General features: G+C 36.2%; 28 protein-coding genes. 19 read left to right on the top strand and 9 right to left on the bottom strand.

Going from position 1 to position 23,693, the window contains the following annotated elements:
- Positions 1-48: 48 nt before the first annotated feature.
- Positions 49-243 (top strand): hypothetical protein, encoded by a 195-nt coding sequence (locus tag PHQ93_RS08345; RefSeq protein WP_299943050.1) that lies wholly within the window; start codon positions 49-51, stop codon positions 241-243.
- On the opposite strand, the gene PHQ93_RS08340 is transcribed toward PHQ93_RS08345, so the two are convergent.
- The 5 genes from PHQ93_RS08340 to PHQ93_RS08320 are packed head-to-tail and all read right to left on the bottom strand — an operon-like array spanning position 240 to position 2,861.
- Complete coding sequence (locus PHQ93_RS08340; RefSeq protein WP_299943048.1) at positions 240-935, bottom strand: hypothetical protein; 696 nt, start codon at positions 933-935, stop codon at positions 240-242. The genes PHQ93_RS08345 and PHQ93_RS08340 overlap by 4 nt on opposite strands.
- On the bottom strand, positions 925-1,224 hold the full coding sequence (locus tag PHQ93_RS08335) for a hypothetical protein (RefSeq protein ID WP_299943046.1): 300 nt from the start codon (positions 1,222-1,224) through the stop codon (positions 925-927). Before PHQ93_RS08335 ends, PHQ93_RS08340 begins: the two co-directional genes overlap by 11 nt.
- A complete protein-coding gene (locus PHQ93_RS08330; RefSeq protein ID WP_299915121.1) occupies positions 1,221-1,379 on the bottom strand; it encodes a hypothetical protein in 159 nt (52 codons plus the stop codon). The genes PHQ93_RS08335 and PHQ93_RS08330 overlap by 4 nt, the downstream gene beginning before the upstream one ends.
- On the bottom strand, positions 1,380-1,823 hold the full coding sequence (locus PHQ93_RS08325) for a hypothetical protein (RefSeq protein ID WP_299943044.1): 444 nt from the start codon (positions 1,821-1,823) through the stop codon (positions 1,380-1,382).
- A gap of 36 nt (positions 1,824-1,859) precedes the next feature.
- Positions 1,860-2,861: an Lrp/AsnC family transcriptional regulator gene (locus PHQ93_RS08320; RefSeq protein WP_299943042.1), complete on the bottom strand. Its 1,002-nt coding sequence runs from the start codon at positions 2,859-2,861 to the stop codon at positions 1,860-1,862.
- Positions 2,862-2,997: 136 nt separating this feature from the next.
- On the opposite strand from PHQ93_RS08320, the gene PHQ93_RS08315 reads away from it, so the two are divergent.
- Both PHQ93_RS08315 and PHQ93_RS08310 read left to right on the top strand, forming a co-directional pair.
- On the top strand, positions 2,998-3,564 hold the full coding sequence (locus PHQ93_RS08315) for a bifunctional precorrin-2 dehydrogenase/sirohydrochlorin ferrochelatase (RefSeq protein ID WP_299943040.1): 567 nt from the start codon (positions 2,998-3,000) through the stop codon (positions 3,562-3,564).
- A complete protein-coding gene (locus PHQ93_RS08310; RefSeq protein WP_299943038.1) occupies positions 3,565-3,954 on the top strand; it encodes a hypothetical protein in 390 nt (129 codons plus the stop codon).
- Here PHQ93_RS08310 and PHQ93_RS08305 read toward each other — a convergent pair.
- Both PHQ93_RS08305 and PHQ93_RS08300 read right to left on the bottom strand, forming a co-directional pair.
- On the bottom strand, positions 3,951-5,168 hold the full coding sequence (locus tag PHQ93_RS08305; RefSeq protein WP_299943036.1) for an MFS transporter: 1,218 nt from the start codon (positions 5,166-5,168) through the stop codon (positions 3,951-3,953). The two genes, PHQ93_RS08310 and PHQ93_RS08305, sit on opposite strands and share 4 nt — an antisense overlap.
- On the bottom strand, positions 5,161-6,057 hold the full coding sequence (locus PHQ93_RS08300) for a glycosyl transferase (protein ID WP_299943033.1): 897 nt from the start codon (positions 6,055-6,057) through the stop codon (positions 5,161-5,163). Before PHQ93_RS08300 ends, PHQ93_RS08305 begins: the two co-directional genes overlap by 8 nt.
- Positions 6,058-6,141: 84 nt before the next feature.
- Between PHQ93_RS08300 and PHQ93_RS08295 the strand changes: the two genes are divergently transcribed.
- From PHQ93_RS08295 to PHQ93_RS08220, 16 genes are all read left to right on the top strand, one after another.
- Positions 6,142-6,960, top strand: coding sequence for an SDR family oxidoreductase (locus PHQ93_RS08295; protein WP_299943031.1), 819 nt, complete (start codon positions 6,142-6,144; stop codon positions 6,958-6,960).
- Entirely contained in the window at positions 6,960-7,883 is a 924-nt protein-coding gene (locus tag PHQ93_RS08290; protein WP_299943029.1) for a helix-turn-helix transcriptional regulator, read from the top strand. Before PHQ93_RS08295 ends, PHQ93_RS08290 begins: the two co-directional genes overlap by 1 nt.
- Before the next feature lie 103 nt (positions 7,884-7,986).
- On the top strand, positions 7,987-8,799 hold the full coding sequence (locus PHQ93_RS08285; RefSeq protein ID WP_299943027.1) for an SDR family oxidoreductase: 813 nt from the start codon (positions 7,987-7,989) through the stop codon (positions 8,797-8,799).
- Entirely contained in the window at positions 8,800-9,993 is a 1,194-nt protein-coding gene (locus tag PHQ93_RS08280; protein ID WP_299943025.1) for a cytochrome c peroxidase, read from the top strand. It begins immediately after the preceding gene.
- Positions 9,990-11,792 (top strand): multiheme c-type cytochrome, encoded by a 1,803-nt coding sequence (locus tag PHQ93_RS08275; protein ID WP_299943023.1) that lies wholly within the window; start codon positions 9,990-9,992, stop codon positions 11,790-11,792. Before PHQ93_RS08280 ends, PHQ93_RS08275 begins: the two co-directional genes overlap by 4 nt.
- A gap of 475 nt (positions 11,793-12,267) precedes the next feature.
- Positions 12,268-12,594, top strand: a complete 327-nt coding sequence (locus PHQ93_RS08270; RefSeq protein WP_299915133.1) for a hypothetical protein — start codon at positions 12,268-12,270, stop codon at positions 12,592-12,594.
- 39 nt (positions 12,595-12,633) lie between these two features.
- Positions 12,634-13,287 carry a cytochrome c gene (locus PHQ93_RS08265; protein WP_299915134.1) on the top strand — a complete coding sequence of 218 codons (654 nt, stop codon included), beginning with the start codon at positions 12,634-12,636 and terminating at the stop codon, positions 13,285-13,287.
- The gene (locus PHQ93_RS08260; RefSeq protein WP_299943021.1) at positions 13,277-14,701 is read left to right on the top strand and encodes a cbb3-type cytochrome c oxidase subunit I; all 1,425 of its coding nucleotides are present in this window, start codon (positions 13,277-13,279) and stop codon (positions 14,699-14,701) included. Before PHQ93_RS08265 ends, PHQ93_RS08260 begins: the two co-directional genes overlap by 11 nt.
- Before the next feature lie 11 nt (positions 14,702-14,712).
- Positions 14,713-14,877: a hypothetical protein gene (locus tag PHQ93_RS08255; RefSeq protein WP_299915136.1), complete on the top strand. Its 165-nt coding sequence runs from the start codon at positions 14,713-14,715 to the stop codon at positions 14,875-14,877.
- Positions 14,878-14,937: 60 nt separating this feature from the next.
- On the top strand, positions 14,938-16,578 hold the full coding sequence (locus PHQ93_RS08250; RefSeq protein ID WP_299943019.1) for a nitrite reductase: 1,641 nt from the start codon (positions 14,938-14,940) through the stop codon (positions 16,576-16,578).
- A 201-nt stretch (positions 16,579-16,779) separates the two neighbouring features.
- On the top strand, positions 16,780-17,085 hold the full coding sequence (locus PHQ93_RS08245) for a cytochrome c (protein ID WP_299943017.1): 306 nt from the start codon (positions 16,780-16,782) through the stop codon (positions 17,083-17,085).
- A complete protein-coding gene (locus PHQ93_RS08240; RefSeq protein WP_299943015.1) occupies positions 17,085-18,206 on the top strand; it encodes a radical SAM protein in 1,122 nt (373 codons plus the stop codon). Before PHQ93_RS08245 ends, PHQ93_RS08240 begins: the two co-directional genes overlap by 1 nt.
- Positions 18,206-19,342, top strand: coding sequence for a cytochrome D1 domain-containing protein (locus PHQ93_RS08235; RefSeq protein ID WP_299943013.1), 1,137 nt, complete (start codon positions 18,206-18,208; stop codon positions 19,340-19,342). The genes PHQ93_RS08240 and PHQ93_RS08235 overlap by 1 nt, the downstream gene beginning before the upstream one ends.
- Positions 19,342-20,082: a uroporphyrinogen-III C-methyltransferase gene (gene cobA, locus PHQ93_RS08230; protein ID WP_299943011.1), complete on the top strand. Its 741-nt coding sequence runs from the start codon at positions 19,342-19,344 to the stop codon at positions 20,080-20,082. Before PHQ93_RS08235 ends, cobA begins: the two co-directional genes overlap by 1 nt.
- Positions 20,075-21,601: an ATP-binding protein gene (locus tag PHQ93_RS08225; protein WP_299943009.1), complete on the top strand. Its 1,527-nt coding sequence runs from the start codon at positions 20,075-20,077 to the stop codon at positions 21,599-21,601. The genes cobA and PHQ93_RS08225 overlap by 8 nt, the downstream gene beginning before the upstream one ends.
- Positions 21,591-22,280 (top strand): response regulator, encoded by a 690-nt coding sequence (locus PHQ93_RS08220; protein ID WP_299943007.1) that lies wholly within the window; start codon positions 21,591-21,593, stop codon positions 22,278-22,280. Before PHQ93_RS08225 ends, PHQ93_RS08220 begins: the two co-directional genes overlap by 11 nt.
- Positions 22,281-22,403: 123 nt before the next feature.
- Here PHQ93_RS08220 and PHQ93_RS08215 read toward each other — a convergent pair whose 3' ends face one another.
- Both PHQ93_RS08215 and PHQ93_RS08210 read right to left on the bottom strand, forming a co-directional pair.
- Positions 22,404-23,105, bottom strand: a complete 702-nt coding sequence (locus PHQ93_RS08215; RefSeq protein WP_299943006.1) for a tetratricopeptide repeat protein — start codon at positions 23,103-23,105, stop codon at positions 22,404-22,406.
- Between the two features lie 60 nt (positions 23,106-23,165).
- Positions 23,166-23,684: a YceI family protein gene (locus PHQ93_RS08210; protein WP_299943004.1), complete on the bottom strand. Its 519-nt coding sequence runs from the start codon at positions 23,682-23,684 to the stop codon at positions 23,166-23,168.
- Positions 23,685-23,693 lie beyond the last annotated feature (9 nt).

Below are 23,693 nucleotides of genomic sequence, written 5' to 3'. Positions count from 1 at the left end.
AAAATTGTATCATAATTCAATATTAATTTATAAGATGCGAGGCTTATTATGGGATGGACATGCCAACATGATTATAAAGGTTACTGTAAATTGCTAAAAAAAGAGTGCTCTCCCGGCATAAAAGGGTGCGTACTAAAAAGCAGTGAGTATATCTTTAGCACAGGCAGTTACGAAGAGGATAAAAAAGCGCAAGAAGAGAGAAAAGAGGAGATTGATTTTGCTGCGTTAGCAAGAAGCAATTAGCTCCAAAAGTTTAGCGGATTTGGGTGCAAAAATGTGTAATCCAAATCTTTTACCAGCTTATCTGAGATAATCACTCTCTTTGTCATACCCTCAAATGTTCCAAGAGCAAATCCGAAATCTTCGCTATTTTTTTGATGAATTTCGGAGCGAAGCGGATGGTTTGGCGCGACTAGATTATATATCCCCTCCGTTATACCTTTTTGCATCATTAACTTTACAATACTTATAACATCATCTCTATGGATATAGTTTACAAATCCGTCGCTAAAATCAGTCGCACTCTTCCATCTTCCCGCAACCCTGTCTTCTCCCATAAGTCCGCCGAGCCTAAGCACTAAAACACTCTTTTTTGAGTTAAGCAGCAGGTCTTCAGCCTCTTTTATGAGTGATGTTTTCGTAATGATTGCACTCTCATCTACGGCAGAGTCAAACTCTCTATATATGGAAGTTGAACTCATTAAAACAAAATTAGATGTCGGTTTAGCTAATGTAAGAATCTTTTGCAGGGTTTTTATGTAGTTATCTTTTGTGTGGATGGCGATTATAATGGTATCGCTCTGCCAAAGGGCAGAGGTGTCAGTCGTGTTTTCTCTTGAAAAACACTCTAAGGAAAAATCATTTGCAAGCTCGCAAGAGAGCGGTTTTCCAAGCCAACCGCACCCTATGATACCTATACTTCTTTTACTGCTCATTTTTATGTTTATTTGTGTTATAGCTTTTTTTGATAACTAACATTTCATAAATTGTGACTTCAGGCATCGCCTCTTCGATAAGTTTATCCGTATCGCTAAACTGACCCTTCATACTCTCAATCTCTTTATATCCTTTAGCCTTAATATTGCTCATAGCCATACCTATAGTTCCCGCCCACATGATCAAAAGCATAAGCCAAACAGTTTTTTTGGCACCCACATAGACTCCGGCAAAGTGAAATACCACACTCACTAATATAGCTACGCTAAGTATAATTGTTAAACTCATTTTGTTAAATTCTCCCCTCTTGGTTTCATCTCGATTCCCGTATCTTCAATCATCTTTTCGCCAAAACTTTTCACACCCATGGTGCCAAGAAGCATCAAAAAAGAGACTAATAGTAAAAAAAATATAGCTAGTGCATATCGCTTTAAAATCGCCATCTACTGCTTAGCCTCTTTGCTAGGAGTTTCTTTTGCTGCCTCTTCTTTTGCCGCTTCTTCCAACTGAGGCTTGCTTCCAATCCACTCTACACATCTTGAGGTGTGAAAATCTCTCTCATAATCACTATTTTTAAAGAGATGATCTTCAAGTTTCCAGCCAAGTTCTTTGGATAAAAGCACAGACCTTGAAATCGTTCTGCGCATTTTGTTTTCACAAATAACGGTCTCTCCGGAGTTGAAAATCTCTTCAATTCCGTTCATTCTTTTTGTTGTCATACCGTAGTGAAAAGCTATCATTAAAGACATAGCTGCACCTACGCCTAACATTCCTTTTTTAAATGCGCCCTTTGGCATAAAATCTCTTGTCGTTACAACTGCTGCTATACTCAATATAAAGATACCGATGATTAGATATACTATCTCTAATTCTAAAAAAAGTTCCATTTCTATTCCTTAATTTTATAATTTGACACTATTTTGTCAAATATTGCTATATTTTTCTTCCCAAGCTTCAAACTCAGGCGTAAAATACTCAATTCGCACTTTTTTAAACTCTCTTGAACTATAAAGCGGCATATAGCTTTTTGCTTCTATCTCTTGCGCCATCTCTTTAATAATATCATTTGTCTCATCGGTGGTTTTTCCGTGAACCATCGTAAAGAGATTATATTGCCAATTCGGATATTTTGGACGAAGATAACAGTGAGAAACGGCACTAAATGCGGCAGCCTTCTCCCCGATAGATTCTCCGTTTTCTTCATCGACATCCCATACAACCATTGCATTTGCGCTAAAGCCTGCTTTTCTATGGTTAAGGATTGAAGCAAATCTTCTCATAACGCCCGCTTCTTGCAGCTCGTTTAAAATCCCAAAAAATGTATTATAATCAATACCCAGCGTATCAACAATTTTTTTAAACGGCTCTTCAATCATCTCTATATCGTACTGAGCATATCTAATAACGGCATGGTGAAGCGGTGTTAGCTCTATGTCTGTATGTTTGACTCTTCTTACTTCCTCTTTTTTCTCATCTTTTCCGGTTGTATTGAGCTTTACATTTATCTTAAATAGTTTAAGCGTAGGCAGTATAATGTAATCCTCGGCACCGGTAACTTCTGCCAAAATTTCAACCGTTTTTTCTAGTCCAAGTTTAGAGTTTGGAGAAACTGCAACCGTAAACCAGATATTAAAATCATGATTTCTCTCATAATTATGTGAGATGCCTGGATGTGAATTTATTATTTTTACGGCATCGCTTATCTTTTGGGATGGTATCTTAAACGCTACCAAAGAAGATACATATCCAAGTCTTTTAGTATCAAATATCGGTGATGTTTGACGGATAATATTACTCTTTTTCTGCTCTTGCAAAATGCTAAGAACCTCATCTTCACTCATGTTGAGTTCATCTGCTATTTCCTTAAAAGGTCTCTCAACCAAAGGAAATTTCTTCTGAATTCGTGATAAAATTTCGTCTTTCATCTATTATCGTTCCATCCATACTTTCATTTTGTCGATTGTAATGTAATTTCAATTAATCCAAGTTGATTTTTATCAATAAGAGTTTTCAAAAAAGTATGATATTATGTCGCACAAAAAATGCATAAAAAGAAAAAAAATGAGTTATTTCCCCGCTTTTTTAAAACTAGACAATAAAAAAATCTTAATTGTCGGCGGCGGGCACATAGCTTATGAAAAGTTGGAACATCTTTTAGATTTTACTTCCGATATCTCTATAATCGCTCTTGATTTTTCTCAAGATATGAAGAGAGTTATAGAAGAAAATAATCTAAATTTTGAAAAAAGAGGCTATCAAAAGGGCGATATTAAGGATTTTACCATAGTTATTATCGCTGTTGACGACATCCCTCTTCAAGCAGAAATATTTGCTGAATCAAAACAGTATAATTGCCTTTGTAACTCTGTTGATTCAGTTGAGTATTGTGATTTTATCTTTCCGTCTTATATAAAAAAAGATGATTTGACAATTGCTATTTCAACATCGGGAGCATCTCCCGCAATGGCAAAGCACTTGAAAATATACCTTCAAAATCTTATTCCCTCAAGTATAAGTGGTTTTCTGCAAGAGATGAAAGAGTTAAGAAAAACTTTGCCAAAAGGCAAAGAGAGAATGAAAATGCTTGATAAAAAAGCACAAGACTATATAAGAAGTTGGAGTAAGTAAATGAATGTAAAAAAAGCTTTAATATTTGGATTTTTCACAGCCTTTTTAATTTTAGGAGTGCTCTCTATGCAGCGTGCTATGCCAGATCCAAAAGAGGATCGTATCTATAAGGCTATAAAAGTTTATAGTCCATATATAGTGGAGAAACGAATCGGAGGTTTGGCTATTGTAGACAAACGAAATGATGCAAAAAAAGATTTAAAAGAGAAACCTAATGCAAGCGATTTTTACCACAGACTAGATGAGCTTGAAAAAAATTGGGGAAAAGAGCATCTTAAAATTGAAAATAACGAAGTGATTGTTACGGATGAAAACAATCAAACTGCTGCTAAAATTTTTATTGAAAATCAAAAAGAGTTAGAGTTTGTCAAGAGATTTTACGGTATTTAATCTCTTGATGGTACCTCTAACTTAAAAGATAAAAAGAGCGCTCCAAGAAGCACTGCAATAGAACTTCCGTATAAAATATTATAGTTTAAATAGTGCAAAATCACACCTCCTGCAATCGAGAAAAACATCCCCAAAGAGACTATATTCATCTGAAGAGCGATATAGACGGGTCTTTTTTCCGCGGGAGCAATTTTGAGTATAAGATTGCTTGATGCGATGCGATTGCCGTCCATTGAGGCGCCTATTAAAAAGAAAATAACCGTATATTCAAATAACGAAGATGCATTAAACGCCATCGATACGGCGACTAATTGAAGAAATATAGAAATTATTGCCGTAAGTTTATCTTTCCCTCTTCCGCTAAGACTCCCCCACAAAAAATTGCTAAGCATGGCGCCGACCATTTGAGTCGTAATCAAAGAACCGATTGCTACACCGTCAAGATTTATCTTTTGCTGTGCATCTAAAATTATAAACGGCAGAGCGATAAGATAGCCGTAAGCCAAAAGAAAAGTTGCGGTTTGAAACTGAAGTCGCTTGTCTGCTTTTAAAAGTGTGTATGAATTATGTAAAAAATCCCTAAACGAACCCTCTTTTTTTGAAGTTTGCTCTTTTATCGGTTCATCCACCAAAGCAAATGCCAAATACCCAAAACCCATAATAAACGAGCTGATTATAAAGAGATACCCGTAACTTTGCGGTGCTTCAAACGATTCTAAAATCCAAGCAGCCAAAGCTCCGCTTAAAAGTCCTCCCGCACCGCTAAAAAACTGCCTATACGCCATAGTTTTTCCGCGAAATTTATGACTAAAAATCTTTGCCATAATCTCTCTAAAGTATATCGCGGCAAAACCTGCGCTAAATGAAAACATAAACAAGCCAAAACCGATAGAAGCAAGTGTTATATTCGGATAGTTTTCACCAAAGACGGTAATTGCTACGCCTATTAAAAACCACGATAAAAATCTAATAAAAAATATTCGGCGAAGATAAGGCATCATTAACTGATAACTTTGTGCATGAAAAGCTGCGAAAAGCTGTACTATTATCGCCCCTCCGCGAAGAAGCGCCGCAAAGAACCCTACAAGCATAGAGCTGCCGCCGAAGTAGTTTACTATAAGCGGTAAAATTGTCGAGGGTTCGGCAATCGTCGTGCCGATTGCCAAAAAAAAGCCATGCAGAATATTTTTTATATGGTTAGAAAATTTATCCATTTAATTTTTCAAAAGCTTCATCTATGCTAGAAGCTTTTTGTGCTACAAAAAGGTAAACGGCTGCATTTAAGCGTGCTAATTTTAAAAACTCTTCCGATGGATTGTTTAGCTGTTCTATCGACTCATCAAGAGTTATTTTTTCCCAAGATTTTGTGTAGTTTATACCGTAATGCTGCGGGTCAATTATAAACTCTTCAACCTCGCCATCGTTTGCAACCCATAAACGACCTTTGCTAAAAAGCTCAGGGGTGCCTTCATTTCCTTGAATAAGAGCAAATCTCTTATATCTATGAGAAAAAACCTCAACATATTTTTTTACAAACGGTTTATGAAAAACACCCGTAATTGCAAACTCGCTGGAAGCAACACCCGTTATTTTTTCGATAGTGTTAAAACCCGTTCGAAGACCGAGCCTCATACGAATGCCCGTTAAATCATGCATCTCTTTAAAAAAATCTGCTCTGTCAAAATAGTGAATATTTTTATTCAGTTCTATATTTGTTGCAACCTCTTTTAGGGTTATTCCTGCTTTTGCCGGTGCCAAATCATCTCCGACGACAACAAGCCCGAGCTCTGAATTCTCTAAAATTTTTCCTACTAATGGAAACATAAAAGGGTTATTTACTTTTCCGTCAAAAGGGTATCCAAGCTCTATCGTATTTGGCACGGTTGTTTTTTTTATAAACATATCGCACGCTTCGACAACTCCCCTAAACTCCTCTGTTGTCTCAGGTTTTAATCTCCATCCGAGTAAAAATGCGGCTATCTGTTCACCGTGAACTTCTTGTTTTAAAACAGACTCCATCATCTCTTTTGACTCGGCAAGAGTTAAATCTCTATTTCCCTTAACACCTGTTCCAACCGCGTGAATATACTTAAAAAAATCCATTTTTTTCTCTACTTTTACAATTTTTTTTATTTCTCGGTATGATATAATCATTTGATTAATATGAGATAATAAAAGGTATTTTAAATGTCAAATATAATTTTAATCACAGGTGCCAGTTCCGGCATGGGAAGAGCATCTGTAGACCTTTTATCAACAAAAGGTTTTGTAGTTTATGCAGGAACTAGAGATGTAAAAGAGTTTAAAAATCTAAAAAATAGCAATATTATCCCCATAGAACTCGATTTGACAAATCAGCAAAGCATAACAAAAGCGATAGAATTTATAAAACAAAAACATAAAAAAATTGATGTTCTTGTAAACAATGCCGGTTATGGCTTGGTCTCAACCGTAGAAGATGTCACGGAAGATGAGATGTACAACCAATTTAACATCAATGTGTTTGGGGTTCTGCGAGTTTGTAAAAGCACCATTCCCATAATGAGAGAACAGCGTAGCGGAGTAATCATAAATATAAGTTCATTTCTTGGAAAAATCGGCTTGCCGCTTTTGACTCTATATAACTCTAGCAAGTACGCTGTTGAGGGTATAACCGACTCCTTGCGTTATGAGTTAAAAGATTTTAACATTAGAGTTCACTCTATCATGCCCGGTTTTTTTGATACAAAATTTGCACGAGAAAATCTTGTTACAAACGCCAAAACATTTGATAAAGAGTCCCCGTACTCAGCTCTTGTTTCAAATCTGGCTCCGATTATAGTTGAGCAGATAAACAACGGAAATAGCGCAGAGGAAGTAGCAGATATGATTTTAGAAATAATCCAAAACCCTAAATTTAGCGCTCATGCAACAGTCGGTGATAAAGCTAAAAAATTTATTCCTATGAAAAAAGAGTTGAGCGATGAAGATTTTGAGAGGCGAGTTGTGGAGTATTACAACTTATAATGGAGAGTCTGTTTTTTAATATTACCAGCACAAAATATAGAGTTACAGAACTTTTAAATAGTAAAAATGAGTATATTAAAAGAGTAGATATCTCAAACGGTATCTTTTTTTTAGACATACATACGACTCAAACTAAAATCCAAACCCACTTTAAAAATCTTGATAGAATGGTAGCGATTTGTGTAGTAAAAGATGGAGCAGTTAAAATAGTTGACAATATTGAAAAAAGTGAATTTTATTTAAATCAAAACACCATAAATATAGTCGCTTCATCTAAACAAGATTTAACGATTAGTGCAAACGAGAGCAAAACAACAGATATCTTTCTGCTGTGCATTGCAGATTTTTTTCTCAAAAGATATCTAAGCACAAATCCTAACGAACCCATAGATTTTTTGTACAATCTACTTCAAGAAAATATTACAAGTAGACTTATAAACACCCAACCGATTGATGCTCTTAGCTTATATATAATTGATAAAATCATAAATATTAAGTCTGATTCCACTATGAAGAGCATCACATGTGAACATAATATTTTAGAGTTTATTATACAAAGGCTTAATCTTCTCTATATGCCGGATAAGCACTTGGCGGAGGATGAGCTATGTATATCTAAAAATGCAAAAGAGATTCTGCTTAAAAATTTTACAAAACCGCCTACCATTGAGATACTTGCCCATATGTGCGCCACAAATGAATCAAAACTGAAAAAGGTTTTTAAAAAAGTATACAAAACCACCATTTATGAGTATGTGCAAAAACTTCGCCTTGAAAAAGCAAATCTTCTTTTAAAAGAGCAGGTATTAAACATAGGCGAAATAGCAAAAGAGGTGGGATACAAACATCAAGGACACTTCTCAAAGCTTTTTTTCCAAACATACGGAGTCTATCCGAAAGATTTGCTTAAAAAAAATTCATAAAATCCTATTAGTGCTAAAATAAAATTCTTCTACTGCTAAAAATAGCTTGATTAACTACCTCTTTTTTTCATATACTTTAAATATCAAATTTTAGGAGTTTTATATGTCAAAAGTAGTTTTAATCACGGGTGCTACTTCGGGGATGGGTGAGCTTAGTGCAAAATTTTTATCTGATAACGGATACATCGTTTATGCAGGTTCAAGAGATGAAAATGTAAAAGTCGGTAACGGCAACCTTAAGCATATCTATATAGATGTTACAAAAACAGATACCATAAAAAACGCAGTAAAAACAATTATAAAAAACGAAGGTAAAATCGACGTGCTTGTAAACAATGCAGGTTATGGGCTTTTAGCAACTCTTGAAGAGGGAACTGATGAGGAGATGTTTAATCAGTTTGATGTAAATGTTTTTGGGCTTATCAAAACAACAAGGGAAGTTCTTCCACATATGAGAGAAGCAAAGAGCGGAGTTATCATAAACATCAGTTCGTTTTTGGGCAAAATGGGGCTTCCGCTTTTATCTCACTATAATGCTTCAAAGTATGCCGTTGAGGGGATTGTTGACTCGCTTAGATTTGAAACGCTCCCTTTTGGTATAAGAGTTCACTCTATCCAATCAGGACTTTTCGGCACAAACTTTGTAAAAAAAGGTTTAGTTGCAAACGCACAAACGACAAGCCAAAATTCACCGTACAAAGATTTGGTATCTCACTTTGTTCCGATTGTTGCAAAAGCTATCAACGAAGGACCAAGCCCGCAACCGATTGCCGATGCAATAAAAATGATTATTGAAAATGAAGATGCAGCCATAGCGATACCTGTCGGCGGTGAAGCTACAACATTCGTTCCGCTAAGAAAAGCGCTAAGCGATAAAGAGTTTGAACAAAAAATCAAAGATACTTTTGGAATTTAGATGAAAAAACTACTCTTTAATGCACTTCTCATCGCTATTGTAGTCATGAGTATTATATTGACTATATCATTTTTGACGCCTCCAAAAAAGATTCCGGAGTATAATGATGAGAAGTTAAGAGAGTTGGCGTTAGAGAGAGGTTTAAAACCCGTTCCTGATTCATTTGAAAAATTATTGAAGTTAGTTGATGATACATCCAATCCTATGACACCGCAAAAAATAGCGCTTGGCTCCGAACTTTTTTTTGATACAAACCTCTCAAAAAACAAAAAAACAAGTTGCGCCTCGTGTCACTCATTTGACAAAGATATAAAAAACAGAGGCGTACTGCTTGATACACTCACTAAAAAAGATCAAGAGGTCACCAACTGTGCTGCTTGCCATCTCCAAGATCAAAGCGGAGTTGATAGATTTACATTTTCGCAAGGAGACGGTGGCGCAGAACACCCATATCTTCTCAACACCCAAACTATTTTAAACTCGGCATTTGCAAAATATTTTTCGTGGAGCGGCGAGATAAGCAGCATAAAAGAACAGAGCGCAAATTCACTCCAAGATCATCATAAAATGAATCTTACACCTAAAGAAGTAGAAGCCAGAGTAAACCAAAATCCTAAATATGTAGATAAATTTGGAGAAGTTTTTAATGACGGCATTAGTTTTGAAAATACAACAAAAGCAATAGAAGCCTATGTAAAAACTCTTGTTACAAGAGGCGATTATGATAGATTTTTAGAAGGAGATAACTCTGCTATGAGCCATGAAGCAAAAAGAGGATTGGCAAATTTCATAAATTTTGGATGCAAAGGCTGTCACAGCGATATAAGCTTTGGAGGTCAAAGCATACAGAGATTTCCGCTTAGAGAGTTCGCGCAAGTTTATGATTTAAAACTAAATTTTGAAATAGTTCCTCAGCTTAAAAGGCTTGATAGCGAATTTCCTTTTGAAAATAGCGGAGGATATTTAGGTAAAAACAACAGGCATCTTTTTAGAGTGCCTATTTTACGAAATGTCACAAAAACTTCCCCATATTTTCATAACGGAGCAGTACCAAAAATTAGAGAAGCCGTAGATGTAATGGCAAGACATCAGTTGGGTCGTCATCTGACACTTGAACAAATTGATGAAATAGTAGCATTTTTGCGAACTCTTGAGGGCGACATTGTAGATTACGGTATAAAGGAGTATAGATGAAAACCATATATATAAAAATTCTAGTTTTTGTAATGTTTTTCACGGGAGTATTGCAATTAAAACTTCTTGACATCGCTTGGGAAAATTTTAAAATCATTCAAGCGCTGCATATCGTTATATCCATTGTAATGATGCTCTTTTTGATTGCACCTTTTATTTACAAACATATACAAAACTATTTTTTTGTTAAAAATGTAAGAAGTATAGACGGATGGCTGCTTTTATGCACAATTTCACTACTTACTCTTAGCGGGTTTTATCTATTTTTTATAGGCAATCGCGGCGGAGATATATTTGGAACTCTCTCGTTTAATCTTCATCTATACGGCTCGTTTATTTTGATTTTTTTCTTTATTTATCATACAAACAAGCAGCAAAAACCAAACATAAGTTTACAGATAATTTTGGCTTCACTTATCTCTTTTGCCCCTCTTTATGCACAAACTCCTAAATTATCCCTAACAGAGATTGAGGGCAAAAAAGATGCTCATCACAGTGAAGATTGGACAAACTCCATAAAGTGCAAATCATGTCATAACGATATTTTTGAGCAGTGGAGCGACTCCAACCATAAGCATATGGCAGGTTCAAATCCATACTATATGGTAATGGAAACATTAGCCGGTGAAGTTGAGGGACAAGAGTTTCGTAAATGGTGCATGGGTTGTCACAATCCGAGCGGCATTGCCACAGGTCTGGGCAAAACTACCCATGCAATGGAAGGAAACTTTTTAAGTAATGAGATGTTTGAAAAAAATGCAAAAACACTTAAGAGTGATTTTAAAGCTCAGGGTAACTTCAGAGTTGAAGAGGGTGTCTCCTGTATAACATGCCATCAAATCACAAAAGCACAGAGCAAAGGCAATGCTTCATTCAGCCTCTCTCTTGATCGCAAAAAATATGCATTTGAAGATAGCACTTCAGACATGGGGCGTTGGTTTAATGAAAAGTTAATAAACTCAAACCCGGATGTTCATAAAAAAAGTTACTCAAATCCACTCTATAAAGAGAGTAAGTATTGTGCCTCATGCCACGATGAGTTTCACCCAAAAACAGATATAAAAATCGTATCTACCTTTGCCGAATGGGAAAAATCACCATACAACAATCCAAAAGATAAAAGCAAACATAAAACATGTATAGATTGCCATATGACAAATCTGCAAAACAATAAATTCTCACCTCTTAAAGCTGTTTCAACGGATGGCGGAGTTATAAAAGATGATGTTAAAGTTCACTATTTTAGCGGTTCAAACCACTTTTTATCAGGGCTAAAAAATAAAACACATGAAGATCAGACCATACAACTTCTCAAAACTTCTGCAAAACTTGATGTAGATTTAAAAGAGGGGAAATTAGTTGTAGGCGTTACAAACATAGGTGCAGGACATCATCTGCCTACGGGAGCTGCTGATTTTAGAGAGCTCTGGCTTGATATTACCGTTAAAGACAAAAACGGCAATGTAGTTCTCTCAAGCGGTAAACTAAAAGATGACGGCAACATAGAAATCGGCAGTAGACTGTTTCAAAAAGTATTCGGCGATGAAGATGGCAAGCCCGTAGGACTTCTTTTTTGGAAATATAAAAAGCTGCTTAGCGATACAAGAATACCCGCAGGAGAAAAAAGGGTTGAAAGCTATGAAATAAACAAAAATGTTCAATATCCGCTTGAAGCAACAATAAAACTAAACTTTAGAATCTACCCTCAATGGGCGACGGATGCAGTTAAAACAGTCTACCCAAATCTTCCCAGTCCGCCGACTATTGAGCTAAGTAAAGTAGTTAAAGAGTTTAAATGAATTTATCTTGCATAAAATTCATTTAAAAAAAATCAACCGATTCAATGATATAATAACAAAAATAAAATTTAAAAAGAGTTGTTATTATGCTACATGATGTTGTAATTGTTCTTGTTATGATTATTCCTATGTTAATGTTTTCAGTATTTCCCGGAATCAAAGTGGGGAATTATTTAGAAAAAAAATATAATCTGCAAGAAAAACAAAAACGCACCGTAATTGTAGTTACAACTCTCCTTTTTTCACTCACTCTCTCGCTATTTTTGCATTACTTTTAATTATCTAAAATCAACTATAAATACTCTATAAAAAATAGAATAAATTTGTCTTATGTTTCATAAAGTTACAGAAATAATAAAACAAACCTTAATTTTTAAATTAAGTAAAAAAATTGATTTATATCAACTAGCTTTAAACAAAATAGGACTAAACTTCTCTTTGATTCTGAAAAATTTAATAATTGAGGGAGAGGCCAATGGTTAATGAAGCTATTATGACGCAGGATATTCTTGCTGATGATTTCTTGACAATTTTCGTATCTTCTACTCTTGTTTTAGTATTTGGAGGATTCTATGTTGGTATATATACGGCTGTGAAAGTTAAACTGCTTAAAGCATGGACTATGCCTTTTGGCTATCTATTTTGGATATTGACGGCTTACTGTTTATATCTGATGGGGAGTTTGATGCATGTTAATGAACTTACGGCAAAGGCTTTAGTTGTTGCTGCTATTGGAATATTATTACTTCCACATGCAGTTTATTACATGCAAGATCGTGTTCATGAAGAAAATGAACACTAACTTAAATATATATTAACTTATAATTTATAGGAGGCTATAGTGGCTAAAAAATCCGTATGGAGTGATAATCGCTTCTGGCAACGCTCAGCAGCATGGATCACAGGGTTTGCATCAGTTCTTCTCATTTGGTTGACATTTGATACAAGTGGACAAATTTCAATGGGAAATGATTCAGATTTAAAAAATGGTGTAACGAAAAGGGTTCCAGGACCTACAGTTATTAATTATAAAATTACTTATGAAATGGACAAGAAGCGTCAGCATGAAGTTCCTGTAATTGGTGAAAAAGAGAAATTTTTCGGAAGAGATGATTACTCAGAAGAAGAAGCTGCAAAATTGCTTCACTTAGGTAAATTAGGTTCACAAACTAAAAACTGTATGAATTGTCATACACTTCTTGGAAATGGCGCATATTATGCTCCGGACTTAACAAAAGCTTGGTTAGATCCGGCATGGGGTCCAACTGGATCAATGCAAGCTATGACTGGAAAAAGTACAAAAGAAGAAGCTATGGCTGAATTCTTACAACATCCGTCTCAATACCCTACTCACGCTCGTATGATGCCAAATCTTGGTATTACTGCTGAAGAGGCTAAAGGTTTAGTTGCTTTCTTAAAACATATGTCATCAATTGATACAAATGGTTTCCCAAGAAATTTTGGAAAAATACAAGGAGCAGTAAATGGCAAATAGTTATTTAACATCAGAATCAAAAAAGCTAGCGACATGGTATTTTACGGTTGCTGCAACTCTTTTTGGCGCACAATTACTTTTTGGTCTTGTAGCTGCTATTCAATATGTAATACCGGGTTTCTTATTTGAGATTCTTGACTTCTCTGTTGCGAGAATGATACACATTAATGCACTTGTTGTATGGATGGTTTTTGCAATGTTTGGTTCAGTATATTGGTTATTACCTGATGAAACAGGTATTGAAACAGTAGGTATCGAACTTGGAAAATTACTTTTCTGGGTATTTACTGCAGCAGTAACTGTTGTTGTTCTTGTTTATATATTTGTTCAAGTTGGAGCAGCAGACGAGACATCAATCTGGTTTATCCATGAAGGTCGTGAGTATATCGAAGCTCCTCGTTGGGCAGACTTAGGTATTACGGTTGTTGCACTTGGTTTCGTTGCAAACCTTTTCATGACTGGTATGAAAGGTAACCGTTCAGGTATCGTAACTGTACTTATGGCAGATATGATCGCTTTTGCAGGTTTATACTTAACTGGTATGTTCTATACGGACAACATCACGGTTGATCAATTCTGGTGGTGGTGGGTTATTCACCTTTGGGTTGAAGCTACTTGGGAAGTTTTCGTTGGTTCGATTGCTGCTTATGGTCTAATCACTATGATTGGTGCACACCGTAAAGTTGTTGAAATGTGGTTATGGATTGAAGTAACAATGTTATTCGGTTCAGGTATCCTTGGTATGGGACACCACTATTTCTGGATTGGAACACCTGAGTACTGGTGGGAAATCGGAGCACTTTTCTCTGCACTAGAGCCATTACCGCTTGTTGCGATGTTTATCCATGTTCTTTATGACTGGGGTAAAATGCAAGGTGAAGAGAGTGCAAAAGGCAAAGATGTTTCTGTTATTACAAATAAACCGGCGTTTACATGGTTTGTTTTAAATGCATTCGGAAACTTTTTAGGTGCTGGTATTTGGGGATTCTTCCACACTCTACCACAAGTTAACCTATATACGCACGGTACACAGTTTACATCGGCACACGGACACTTAGCGTTCTTTGGAGCTTATGCAACTATCCTTATCGGTATGATGTATATTGCCGTTCAAGGTAAAAACGGTATTAAAGTTATGAACAACACGACATCGACTATTTTTGCAACTAGCATGATTACAGGTGGTGTTGTTGGTATGACTGTTGCGCTTACTGTTGCAGGTTATGTAGATGTTCTTGTTACTCGTGCACAAATGGGTGCTACTTGGGCAGGTTACTTTGACGGTCAGTCAGGGGCATGGTTTGCACAAGGTATGGATTGGAGATTAGTGATGGGTGTTGTTACATTCACAGGTTTCTTCTTCCTAGTTAAAGATTTATTGAGTATCGGCAAAGCTACTCATCATGTACGTTAAGGAGAATTAAAATGAATGCAATGTTTGAACCGTTTACAGATTTAGTACCAAGTTTTTTCGGTACTCTAGCTCAAGGTCCGTTAACATTAACTATCTTTTTACACACTGTTATCGTACTTCCAATGATTTGGATTTACAAACAAGAGAAAGCTCGTTTAGAGCAAGAAGGTAATTAAGTATCTGAAGTTGCAGGGCCCTCGGGCCCGCAAAATATCTATTTTAGAAGGAGAAATAAAATGAGATTAAACAAGTTAGTTATGTCTGTTGCTGCAATGGCAGTAGTTGGTTCGGGGTTAATGGCTGATTCATCTGCAATGGATGTTGAAAAAGTATTTGAAAAAGAGTGTCAAGGTTGTCACGGTCCAAACCATGAGGGTGGTGTTGGTTCAGATTTACGTCCAGCCGTAACAGCTAAGAAAAATGCTTATGACCTTTCAAATACTATTTTAAATGGTAAAGCCGGTACAGCAATGCCAGGATTTAAAGAAAAATTCTCTAAAGCTGATGCTGATAAAATGGTTGATTATATCCAACACTTTAAAGGTAAAAAAATTGATCAACTTACTTTAGAAGCAGTAAAAGGCGGTTGGAAAAACCTTAACGATAGAATGGAATTCTTTAAAAAGTATCCAAATCCGGCTGACGTTAAGAAAAACACTGATATCTGTTTCGTAACAGAAAGAGATGCTGAGCGTGTTGCATTCGTTGACGGTACAAACGGTAAAATTTTATCTAAGCACCCTGCTGGTTTCGCTGTTCACGTAACAGTTACTAATAAGCGTCAACCTCGTTATGCTTACTCAATCTCTCGTTCAGGTTTAGTAACAATGTTCGACTTAAATACTCCTGGTCAACAAAAAATCGCTGAATGTCAAGTTGGATCTGAGTCTCGCGGTCTTGCAGTTTCACCAGACGGTAAATTCCTAATGGCTGGTAACTATGTACCAGGCGGAGCTGTTCTAATGGACGCTATGACTCTTGAGCCGTTAAAAGTTTACCCAACTTCAAGCGTTATCAAACCAAACGGTGACATCGATTCATCTCGTGTTGCAGGTATTTTTGACACTCCATACGGTCCTTATATTGCATTCGCACTTAAAGACGGTGGTCACGTTTATATCGTAGATTACTCTAAACCAAACTACCCAATCGTTGGAGATATTCCAAATATCGGAGATATTCTTCATGATGGTTTCTTAAATGAAGGTAAAGAGATTGGTCGTTACCTATTTATTGCTTCTCAAGGAAGTGACGTTGTTGGTGTTGTAGACTTTAAAACTAAATCTTTAGTTACAAAAATCTATACAGGTCCAGCATCTAAACCACACCCTGGTCAAGGTTCTTCTTGGTATAACGAAACTCTAGGTCAACAACTTGGAGCAACAGTTAACATGAACTTAGGTCAAGTAACTATTTGGGATGATCACTTCGATGTTATTCGTCATATTCCAACTGGTGGTGGCGGTCTATTCATCGGTACATCTGAGCATACTCCGTTCTTATGGGCAGACAATGTACTTGGAGCAAGCGATGTTTGGAATCAAGTTCACTTAATCAACAAACAAACTCTTGAACTAGACAGAATTATCACTGTTGGTACAACTGAAGGTACAGTTACAGATCCTGTAACTCACAAAGTTCTATACAAATGGGAAGTTCCAACTGTTAAAGATGCTAAAGGTGTTGCAGTAGTTCCTAGAATTCTTCACGCTGAACCGGCAAATCACGGTCACTGGACTATGATTTCTGAGTGGAATGCAGGTCGTATCGGTATTTATGAAGCGACAACAGGTAAATTTGTTAAATACATCACTGGTTTAACAACTCCTACTTTCACTTACTCAATCGAGCACAGACAAACTATTCCAGGTGCATAATTTGCACTTTCTCTCCCTCGGGAGAGAAACCTCTATCTAAAATACTCAATTAATAACAATAATAAAACCCTAATAAATACCTCTAAATCTTCTGCTTATACATAAATATACAATCTATATAAAATTTATAATTTTTGACATTTATAAGCCATAATTCAAGCTTTGTTTAGTTAAAATAATATATCAAACAAGAGAATAAATATGAAAAAAAATATATTAATAGCCCTTAGTTTAGTCTCATTTCTATCTGCAAATGAACTAGACGGAAAAAAGATTTTTGAGACTTATTGCTGGGGTTGTCACCACCAGACTGCCGTAGCGTTTGGTCCTCCTTTTAATGAAATTGCTCAAAAAAGAACCTATGAAGAGATTCAAGCATACATCTTAAGCCCTGAGTCTATGTACAAAGCTTTTGGATACAAGCGAACGGTTATGACAAAAATAGATTTAACCGATAAAGAGAGAGAAGCTATTGCAAAATATATACTCTCATATAAAGGCAAATAATGTTTAGACTATCAAACCTCATATCCTCGGTAGTTGAGGGAAAGCCGGAGAGAGTACTTAACGGCTCTATAGCAATATGGAATTTCACAAATCGCTGCAATTTATCGTGTCTTCACTGCTACTCAAAATCAACCTTAGATGAAGTCGATACGCTTACGACTGAGCAAATTAAAAAAACAATTTTAGAGATGAAAGAAAACGGTGTAAAGTTTATCATCTTCTCGGGCGGAGAACCGCTGACAAGAAAAGATCTCTTTGAGATAGCTGATTTTTGCAAAGCTAACGGAATTATCACATATCTCTCAAGTAACGGGCTTTATTTTACAAAAGGCAATGTACAAAGAATTGTAGACACATTTAATTATGTCGGTGTGAGCATAGACGGGGATGAGCCTACTCATGATCACTTTCGCGGTTTAAAGGGTGCTTTTAGAGAGACTCTAAAAGCAGTGCAACTTGCAAATGCAACCGGAGCAAAGGTCGGTATCCGCTTTACAATTACCAAAGAGACGATAGATTCATTAGAGTATATTTTTGATCTCGCAGAAAGAGAAAACATTCCAAAGATATATATCTCCCATCTTGTATACTCCGGGCGTGGTTTGGATAATCTAAAAATGGATTTATCAAAAGAGCAGAGAAGAAAATCGGTAGAGTTTATACTTGACAAAGCGTTTGAGTACTACAAAACCGGCAGAGACATCGAGATAGTAACAGGCAATATGGAACAAGATGCGATTCTATTTTTAGATAGATTTGCCAAAGAGTATCCGGAGCTAAAAGAGACAATGCGCGAACGATTGGTTAGCTGGGGCGGAAACAGTGCAGGACGCAAACTTTTAAATATAAATAGCGAAGGGGATGTCCGCCCAGATCCATTCTTTCCTATAACAGTAGGAAATATCATAAAGCAAAATTTCGGTGATATTTGGAAGAGCGGAGAGCTCCTTGATCAGCTTCGAATTCACCCAAGAAAGCGTATTAGCGGAATTTGTGCAGAATGTGAACAAATAGATATCTGCAACGGCGGTTCAAGAGCAAGAGCTTATGCAATTACCGGAGATTTATGGAGCGAAGATCCATCATGTTATTTAACCCAGCAAGAAAGAGAGAAACATTAATGAGTATAAACAAAATTTTAATAGGAGCTTCATTAATTGGAGTATTTTTTATAAATGCACATGCAAAAGGGGTTAATCCGGTACTTGCGGCACTAAAAGGCGATGAAAAAATATTTGTTGTTGAGAGAGAAAGCGAATCCTTAGCAATCATAGAGCAAGGTATGCCAAAAGGTCGTATATCCGGAATGCACAATATGAACCACGGTGTTGTAAAATTTATTGATAAAGACGGTTATGTTATTTCACGCGACGGCTACATTGTAAAATTCGACCCTGAGAATGAAAAAATAGTTAAAGAGTACAAAACAAGTGACAGTGCAATAGGCTTTACTATAGAAAAAAATTATATAGCCGTTGCAAACTATGCAAAAAAAAGTGTTGATATTTTAGACAGAAATTTAAATCCGATTCAATCATTTGAGACAGGTTCAAAAAATGTCGGCATAAAAACATATAAAGATTATCTGGTTTTTTCTCAAATGGACAATGATAAAATCACTGTGCTTAAAGATAAAAACGGCGGCAAAGGTCTTCCGAAATTTGAAATTTACAAAGAGTTTAACGATGTCGGAGTAATGCCTTTTGATGCAATGATAAAAGACAATAACTTTATAACCGGATTTTTCAAAAGCGACTTTTTCGGTGTTGTAAACCTTGACACTATGGAGTATACAAAAATCAAAATTTTGCTTGAAGACAGAAAACCCGTACTTAAAGTTCCGCATTTCGGATTTTGGAGTATAAGTGACGGCAATGTATTTATTCCTGCCGTTGGAGACAACAAGGTTTTAGTCTATACATCCGACTTTAAATTTGTAAAAAATATTGAGACGGAGGGTCTTCCGGTCTTTACGGCTCTAAGCCCTGATAAAAAATATATGGCGGTAACATTTAGCGGTGATAAATTTCCGGTTGTTCAAATCATAGATACGCAAACTCTGGAAGTTATAAAAAGATTTGAGTTTGACGGAAAAGTTTTACATGCAAGATGGTCAAATATACGCCCTAATCTTTATATATCGGTAAACGACACAAATAAGATTGCAGTTATCAACACAAAAGAGTGGTATGTTGCACGAGAACTATTCAACGTAAACAAACCATCAGGTATATTTATTTATGAAGAGGCTAAGTAATGGGTAAGGTTTATTTAACGGGCGCAGGTCCGGGAGACATGGAGCTGCTAACTCTCAAGGCACTTAGAGTAATCAAAGAAGCAGATATAATTATCTACGATCGCTTGGCAAATCCCGATATTTTGGAAGAAGCTAAGAGCGGATGCCAGTTTGTTTATGTCGGAAAAGAAGACGGCAGACACATTGTCCCTCAAGACGATATCAATGAAGTTATCTATCAAAATGCCCTAAAATACGAAAATGTAGTTCGTTTAAAAGGCGGTGATCCGTTTGTATTTGGTCGCGGCGGTGAAGAAGCGCTCTATCTTTATGAACGCGGTATTGAGTTTGAGATAATTCCCGGCATCACATCTGCTATAAGTGCGCCTGCTTATGCCGGTATCCCTGTAACTCATCGCGGCGTTTCCGTGAGCTTTAGAGTCGTAACGGGGCATGAATCTCCGAATAAAAAAGAGTCTCAAATCCCTTGGGATACTTTTAAAACAGATGATACCATCGTCTTTTTAATGGGGCTGCACAACCTTCCAAAAATATCTAAAAAACTTATGGAAATCGGTAAACCAAGCAGTTATCCTTGTGCCGTAATTTCAAGAGGAACAACAAAACATCAAAGCGTCGTTGTCGGAACGCTGGAAAATATAGTTGAAAAAACGATAGATGTTCCTACTCCTGCACTTATAGTCGTAGGAAGAGTTGTTGAACTTAGAGAACAACTAAAATGGTTTGGGGAAAATGTCTAAACCGCTTAATGCTTCAGAAGCAGTGCTCATTGCCCCAAATATCTACTGGGTGGGCATGCATCTAAAAGATGACCCTTTTCAGTGTCATTCATATCTGATTAAAAACGGCAATGAATCGGTTTTAATCGACCCAGGATCTATGATTGAGTTTGATGAGACGGTTAGAAAAATAAAAAGCATTATCGATATCCGCTCTATAAAATATATTATATTGCACCATCAAGACCCTGATTTGGCAGCAGCCGTGCCTGAGATAGAAAAACTGATAAATAGAGATGACCTTCTTATAGTTACCCACTCAAGAATGTCTCTTTTAATCAAACACTATATGGTAACTTCCAAGTATTACGAAATAGACAAACAAAACAATCAGCTCATAACTTCTAGCGGGCTTAAGCTTGATTTTTTAACAACCCCGTATTGTCACTCTCCTGGTGCGTTTGTAAGCTATGAGCCTATTTCTAAAGTTTTATTTTCAGGCGATATTTTCGGAGGCATCGAAGAGTCTTGGGAGTTTTATGCGGATGAGAGCTATTTTATGAAAGCAAAACAGTTTCATCAGGAGTATATGCCAAGCAAAGATATTTTTAATTATGCACTAGGCAAAATAGAGAAGCTTGATATAAATTTAATAGCTCCTCAGCATGGTTCCGTTATAGAGAAAAGATATATTGATTCCTTAATCAATGATATGAAAAATCTTGATTGCGGGCTATACATAGAAGAGAAATATAATCGTGAACTGATAGATACGATTGAAGAGTTGCAAAAAAAGAAAAAAGCTTTAAAAGAGCGTGATTTGTTACTATTTGAGCAATCTAAAAGAGCAGAAATCGGCGAGATGATTGGAAATATAGCTCATCAATGGCGTCAGCCTCTAGCGATAATAAATACATCCATAGCAATACTAAAAGAGAAAAACAGAGCAAATTTACTAAGCAAAGAAGAGATAGCCGATAAACTGGAGAAAATGGAAAAGCGTGTTATATATATGTCTGAGACCATAGAGGATTTTATGAGTTACTATAGCCCTGATAAAGAGAAGTCTTGGTTTAGGGTTTGTGACGCCATAGAGAGATCGCTTGATATCGTAAACCTGCAACAAGATTATAAAGGAACTAAAGTAAATCTTTTACTTAATGGCGAATATAAAATTTACGGACTTATGAATGAGTTTATACAGGTTATAGTTTCTATCTTGTCAAATATAAACGATTTAATTACGATAAAAAACCTAACCGATACTAACATTACTATTACGCTGCATAAAAACAGCGATTATACTACTCTTAGCATAGCCGATAATTGCGGCGGGATAGAAGAGAGTAACTTAAGCAAAATATTTGATCCATACTTTACGACAAAGCACAAATCAATGGGAACAGGACTCGGACTGCATATAGCAAAAATGATTATAGAGGATAATATGAACGGCTTTTTAAGTGCAAAGAATATCTACAACGCCAAAAATGAAAAAATTGGTGCCGAATTTACTATAAAGATAAAAAATGAACATTGAAAAAATCAAAGACATCTCTATTTTATTGGCGGAAGATGAAGCGGACCTTCGCGAATCGCTTCATGAGTATCTGCAAATATTTTTTAATAGGATTTACACTGCAGAGTGCGGAAACAAAGCATATGACATCTATAAGCAAAAGAGACCGCATATTATTTTAACCGATATAAATATGCCGAATTTAGACGGGCTTGATATGATTGCCAAGATAAGAAAAAATGATAAAGATACAAAGATTATCGTTATGAGTGCGCACTCCGAACAAGAAAAACTCTTAAAGGCAATCAAACTTCATCTTGAAACATATCTAATCAAACCGATAAAAATGGATGAGCTAAAAAAAGTGCTGCTTGGAACCGTAGAGTTAATTAGAAAAACAACTCATCGTACTTATGTTACCGATAATACATATTGGGATAATTCAACAAACACTCTTTGGCATGACTCCAAAGAGATAAAACTAAGAAAAATGGAGAATTTGCTCTTGAAATTACTTTTTTCACAACCAAACCGCTGTTTTGCGGCTAAAGATATCTTTGAGCATCTTCATGAAGAGAAGAATAACAAAGAGTTCTCAACCCATGCTATAACATCTCTTATGAAGCGAATTCGTACAAAACTGCCGCACGATATAATTCAAAATATTTACGGCTCAGGTTATAAAATAGTCTCTATTTAGATATTAGACTAAAAATTAGATTCCAAACTAAGTTTAAAATGACGAGATTCTTTAGCTTCCGTCATCCTGAACTCGCGTGCCCTTTGGATATGATTCAGGATCTTTTGTTATGCAAGAACTCTATTAATATTTATCCAACTCATATTTTTTATAAAGCAGCTCTGCCTCTTTATTTCCGCTCTTGATAGCTTTTTGCGTCCATACTTTTGCTTTATCAAACTTTTCTAATTGGCAATATATCTGCGCTAAAGCATAATATGAGCTCTCATCCCCAGCTGCCGCACTTTTTTCAAACCACTCTGCAGCTTTTTCAAAATTTAAAAGCTGCATATAGACACGCCCTACATTTTGTTTTGCAACTACATGCCCGCCGTTTGCAGCACTCTCTAAAAGTTCAGCACTTTTTGACACATTTAAATCTGCGCCGTCGCCGTTGTAATACATAAGCGCCAAATTGTACTGAGCGTTAGGGTTGTTTTGATTTGATGACGCACTAAGCAGTTCAAAAGCTTTTTTACTATCTTTTTTTACACTATTTCCGTTTAAGTAAAACATACCCAAGTCATACTGTGCGGTTGCATTTCCGTTGCTTGCAGATTTTTCCAGCCACTCTATGGACTTGCTTGTATCTTGTTTTGTACCTAAACCGTTTGCATAGAGGTAACTAAGCGCACTTTGAGCAGTTGCATCGCCGCTGTTTGCGCTTTTTTCATACAGCTTAAAAGCTGTTGCATAATCTTTATTCTTAAAGGCTTTGAGCGCCTCATCCGTACTTGCTTCCAAATTTAGCAACATTAAAAACCCGACTACTATATACTTAAACATATCTATCCTTAAAAAAAATTATTCGTTATTATACAATAGAGTTCTTGCAAAACTAGGCTTTTAAAATGCAGCTTTAACCGTCAAGTCGACTCTGTCACGAACACACATAAAAACCATACACGGCATTTTAATACCAAAATCACTTACTAAAATCATTGAGGTAGCTTCTATTGCAAGAGCACCGCTAGTTGTCGTTATCTTAGCTTTTGCACTTAATGGTTTCTCTTTTCCGTGAAAATTTAGTACTCCATTTATAGTGTAACCATCATCTGTTTTTGTGACACTTGAGATAGTATATGTAGCTAGTTTAAATTTATCCGCTTCAACATCTTTATACATATTTTTATCTCTATCACTCTTATCGCTAACAAAGAGATTCATCTCAACCCAAAACTTACCCTTAAGAGTCGTTATATCATCACCCTCCATTGTTATATCGGCACGCAAAGAGTTATTTAGCGGATCTATAGCACTATCCATCGCCATCTCCGTATGTGCCGCGACAGAACCGCTTTTAAGTTGCAGATTTACAGCAAAAAGCGGTAGAGCCAAAAGTAGTGCCAGTAATAATTTTTTCATTTTAATTCC

The sequence above is a fragment of the Sulfurimonas sp. genome, from assembly GCF_028714975.1.
Classification (GTDB): domain Bacteria; phylum Campylobacterota; class Campylobacteria; order Campylobacterales; family Sulfurimonadaceae; genus Sulfurimonas.
This window is presented reverse-complemented; position numbering and strand designations above follow the sequence as displayed.

Excerpts from the sequence above, each read along its gene's own strand:
- PHQ93_RS08345 (WP_299943050.1), top strand. The coding sequence starts at position 49 with ATGGGATGGACATGCCAACATGATTATAAAGGTTACTGTAAATTGCTA.
- PHQ93_RS08340 (WP_299943048.1), bottom strand. The coding sequence starts at position 935 with ATGAGCAGTAAAAGAAGTATAGGTATCATAGGGTGCGGTTGGCTTGGA.
- PHQ93_RS08335 (WP_299943046.1), bottom strand. The coding sequence starts at position 1,224 with ATGAGTTTAACAATTATACTTAGCGTAGCTATATTAGTGAGTGTGGTA.
- PHQ93_RS08330 (WP_299915121.1), bottom strand. The coding sequence starts at position 1,379 with ATGGCGATTTTAAAGCGATATGCACTAGCTATATTTTTTTTACTATTA.
- PHQ93_RS08325 (WP_299943044.1), bottom strand. The coding sequence starts at position 1,823 with ATGGAACTTTTTTTAGAATTAGAGATAGTATATCTAATCATCGGTATC.
- PHQ93_RS08320 (WP_299943042.1), bottom strand. The coding sequence starts at position 2,861 with ATGAAAGACGAAATTTTATCACGAATTCAGAAGAAATTTCCTTTGGTT.
- PHQ93_RS08315 (WP_299943040.1), top strand. The coding sequence starts at position 2,998 with ATGAGTTATTTCCCCGCTTTTTTAAAACTAGACAATAAAAAAATCTTA.
- PHQ93_RS08310 (WP_299943038.1), top strand. The coding sequence starts at position 3,565 with ATGAATGTAAAAAAAGCTTTAATATTTGGATTTTTCACAGCCTTTTTA.
- PHQ93_RS08305 (WP_299943036.1), bottom strand. The coding sequence starts at position 5,168 with ATGGATAAATTTTCTAACCATATAAAAAATATTCTGCATGGCTTTTTT.
- PHQ93_RS08300 (WP_299943033.1), bottom strand. The coding sequence starts at position 6,057 with ATGGATTTTTTTAAGTATATTCACGCGGTTGGAACAGGTGTTAAGGGA.
- PHQ93_RS08295 (WP_299943031.1), top strand. The coding sequence starts at position 6,142 with ATGTCAAATATAATTTTAATCACAGGTGCCAGTTCCGGCATGGGAAGA.
- PHQ93_RS08290 (WP_299943029.1), top strand. The coding sequence starts at position 6,960 with ATGGAGAGTCTGTTTTTTAATATTACCAGCACAAAATATAGAGTTACA.
- PHQ93_RS08285 (WP_299943027.1), top strand. The coding sequence starts at position 7,987 with ATGTCAAAAGTAGTTTTAATCACGGGTGCTACTTCGGGGATGGGTGAG.
- PHQ93_RS08280 (WP_299943025.1), top strand. The coding sequence starts at position 8,800 with ATGAAAAAACTACTCTTTAATGCACTTCTCATCGCTATTGTAGTCATG.
- PHQ93_RS08275 (WP_299943023.1), top strand. The coding sequence starts at position 9,990 with ATGAAAACCATATATATAAAAATTCTAGTTTTTGTAATGTTTTTCACG.
- PHQ93_RS08270 (WP_299915133.1), top strand. The coding sequence starts at position 12,268 with ATGGTTAATGAAGCTATTATGACGCAGGATATTCTTGCTGATGATTTC.
- PHQ93_RS08260 (WP_299943021.1), top strand. The coding sequence starts at position 13,277 with ATGGCAAATAGTTATTTAACATCAGAATCAAAAAAGCTAGCGACATGG.
- PHQ93_RS08255 (WP_299915136.1), top strand. The coding sequence starts at position 14,713 with ATGAATGCAATGTTTGAACCGTTTACAGATTTAGTACCAAGTTTTTTC.
- PHQ93_RS08250 (WP_299943019.1), top strand. The coding sequence starts at position 14,938 with ATGAGATTAAACAAGTTAGTTATGTCTGTTGCTGCAATGGCAGTAGTT.
- PHQ93_RS08245 (WP_299943017.1), top strand. The coding sequence starts at position 16,780 with ATGAAAAAAAATATATTAATAGCCCTTAGTTTAGTCTCATTTCTATCT.
- PHQ93_RS08240 (WP_299943015.1), top strand. The coding sequence starts at position 17,085 with ATGTTTAGACTATCAAACCTCATATCCTCGGTAGTTGAGGGAAAGCCG.
- PHQ93_RS08235 (WP_299943013.1), top strand. The coding sequence starts at position 18,206 with ATGAGTATAAACAAAATTTTAATAGGAGCTTCATTAATTGGAGTATTT.
- cobA (WP_299943011.1), top strand. The coding sequence starts at position 19,342 with ATGGGTAAGGTTTATTTAACGGGCGCAGGTCCGGGAGACATGGAGCTG.
- PHQ93_RS08225 (WP_299943009.1), top strand. The coding sequence starts at position 20,075 with ATGTCTAAACCGCTTAATGCTTCAGAAGCAGTGCTCATTGCCCCAAAT.
- PHQ93_RS08220 (WP_299943007.1), top strand. The coding sequence starts at position 21,591 with ATGAACATTGAAAAAATCAAAGACATCTCTATTTTATTGGCGGAAGAT.
- PHQ93_RS08215 (WP_299943006.1), bottom strand. The coding sequence starts at position 23,105 with ATGTTTAAGTATATAGTAGTCGGGTTTTTAATGTTGCTAAATTTGGAA.
- PHQ93_RS08210 (WP_299943004.1), bottom strand. The coding sequence starts at position 23,684 with ATGAAAAAATTATTACTGGCACTACTTTTGGCTCTACCGCTTTTTGCT.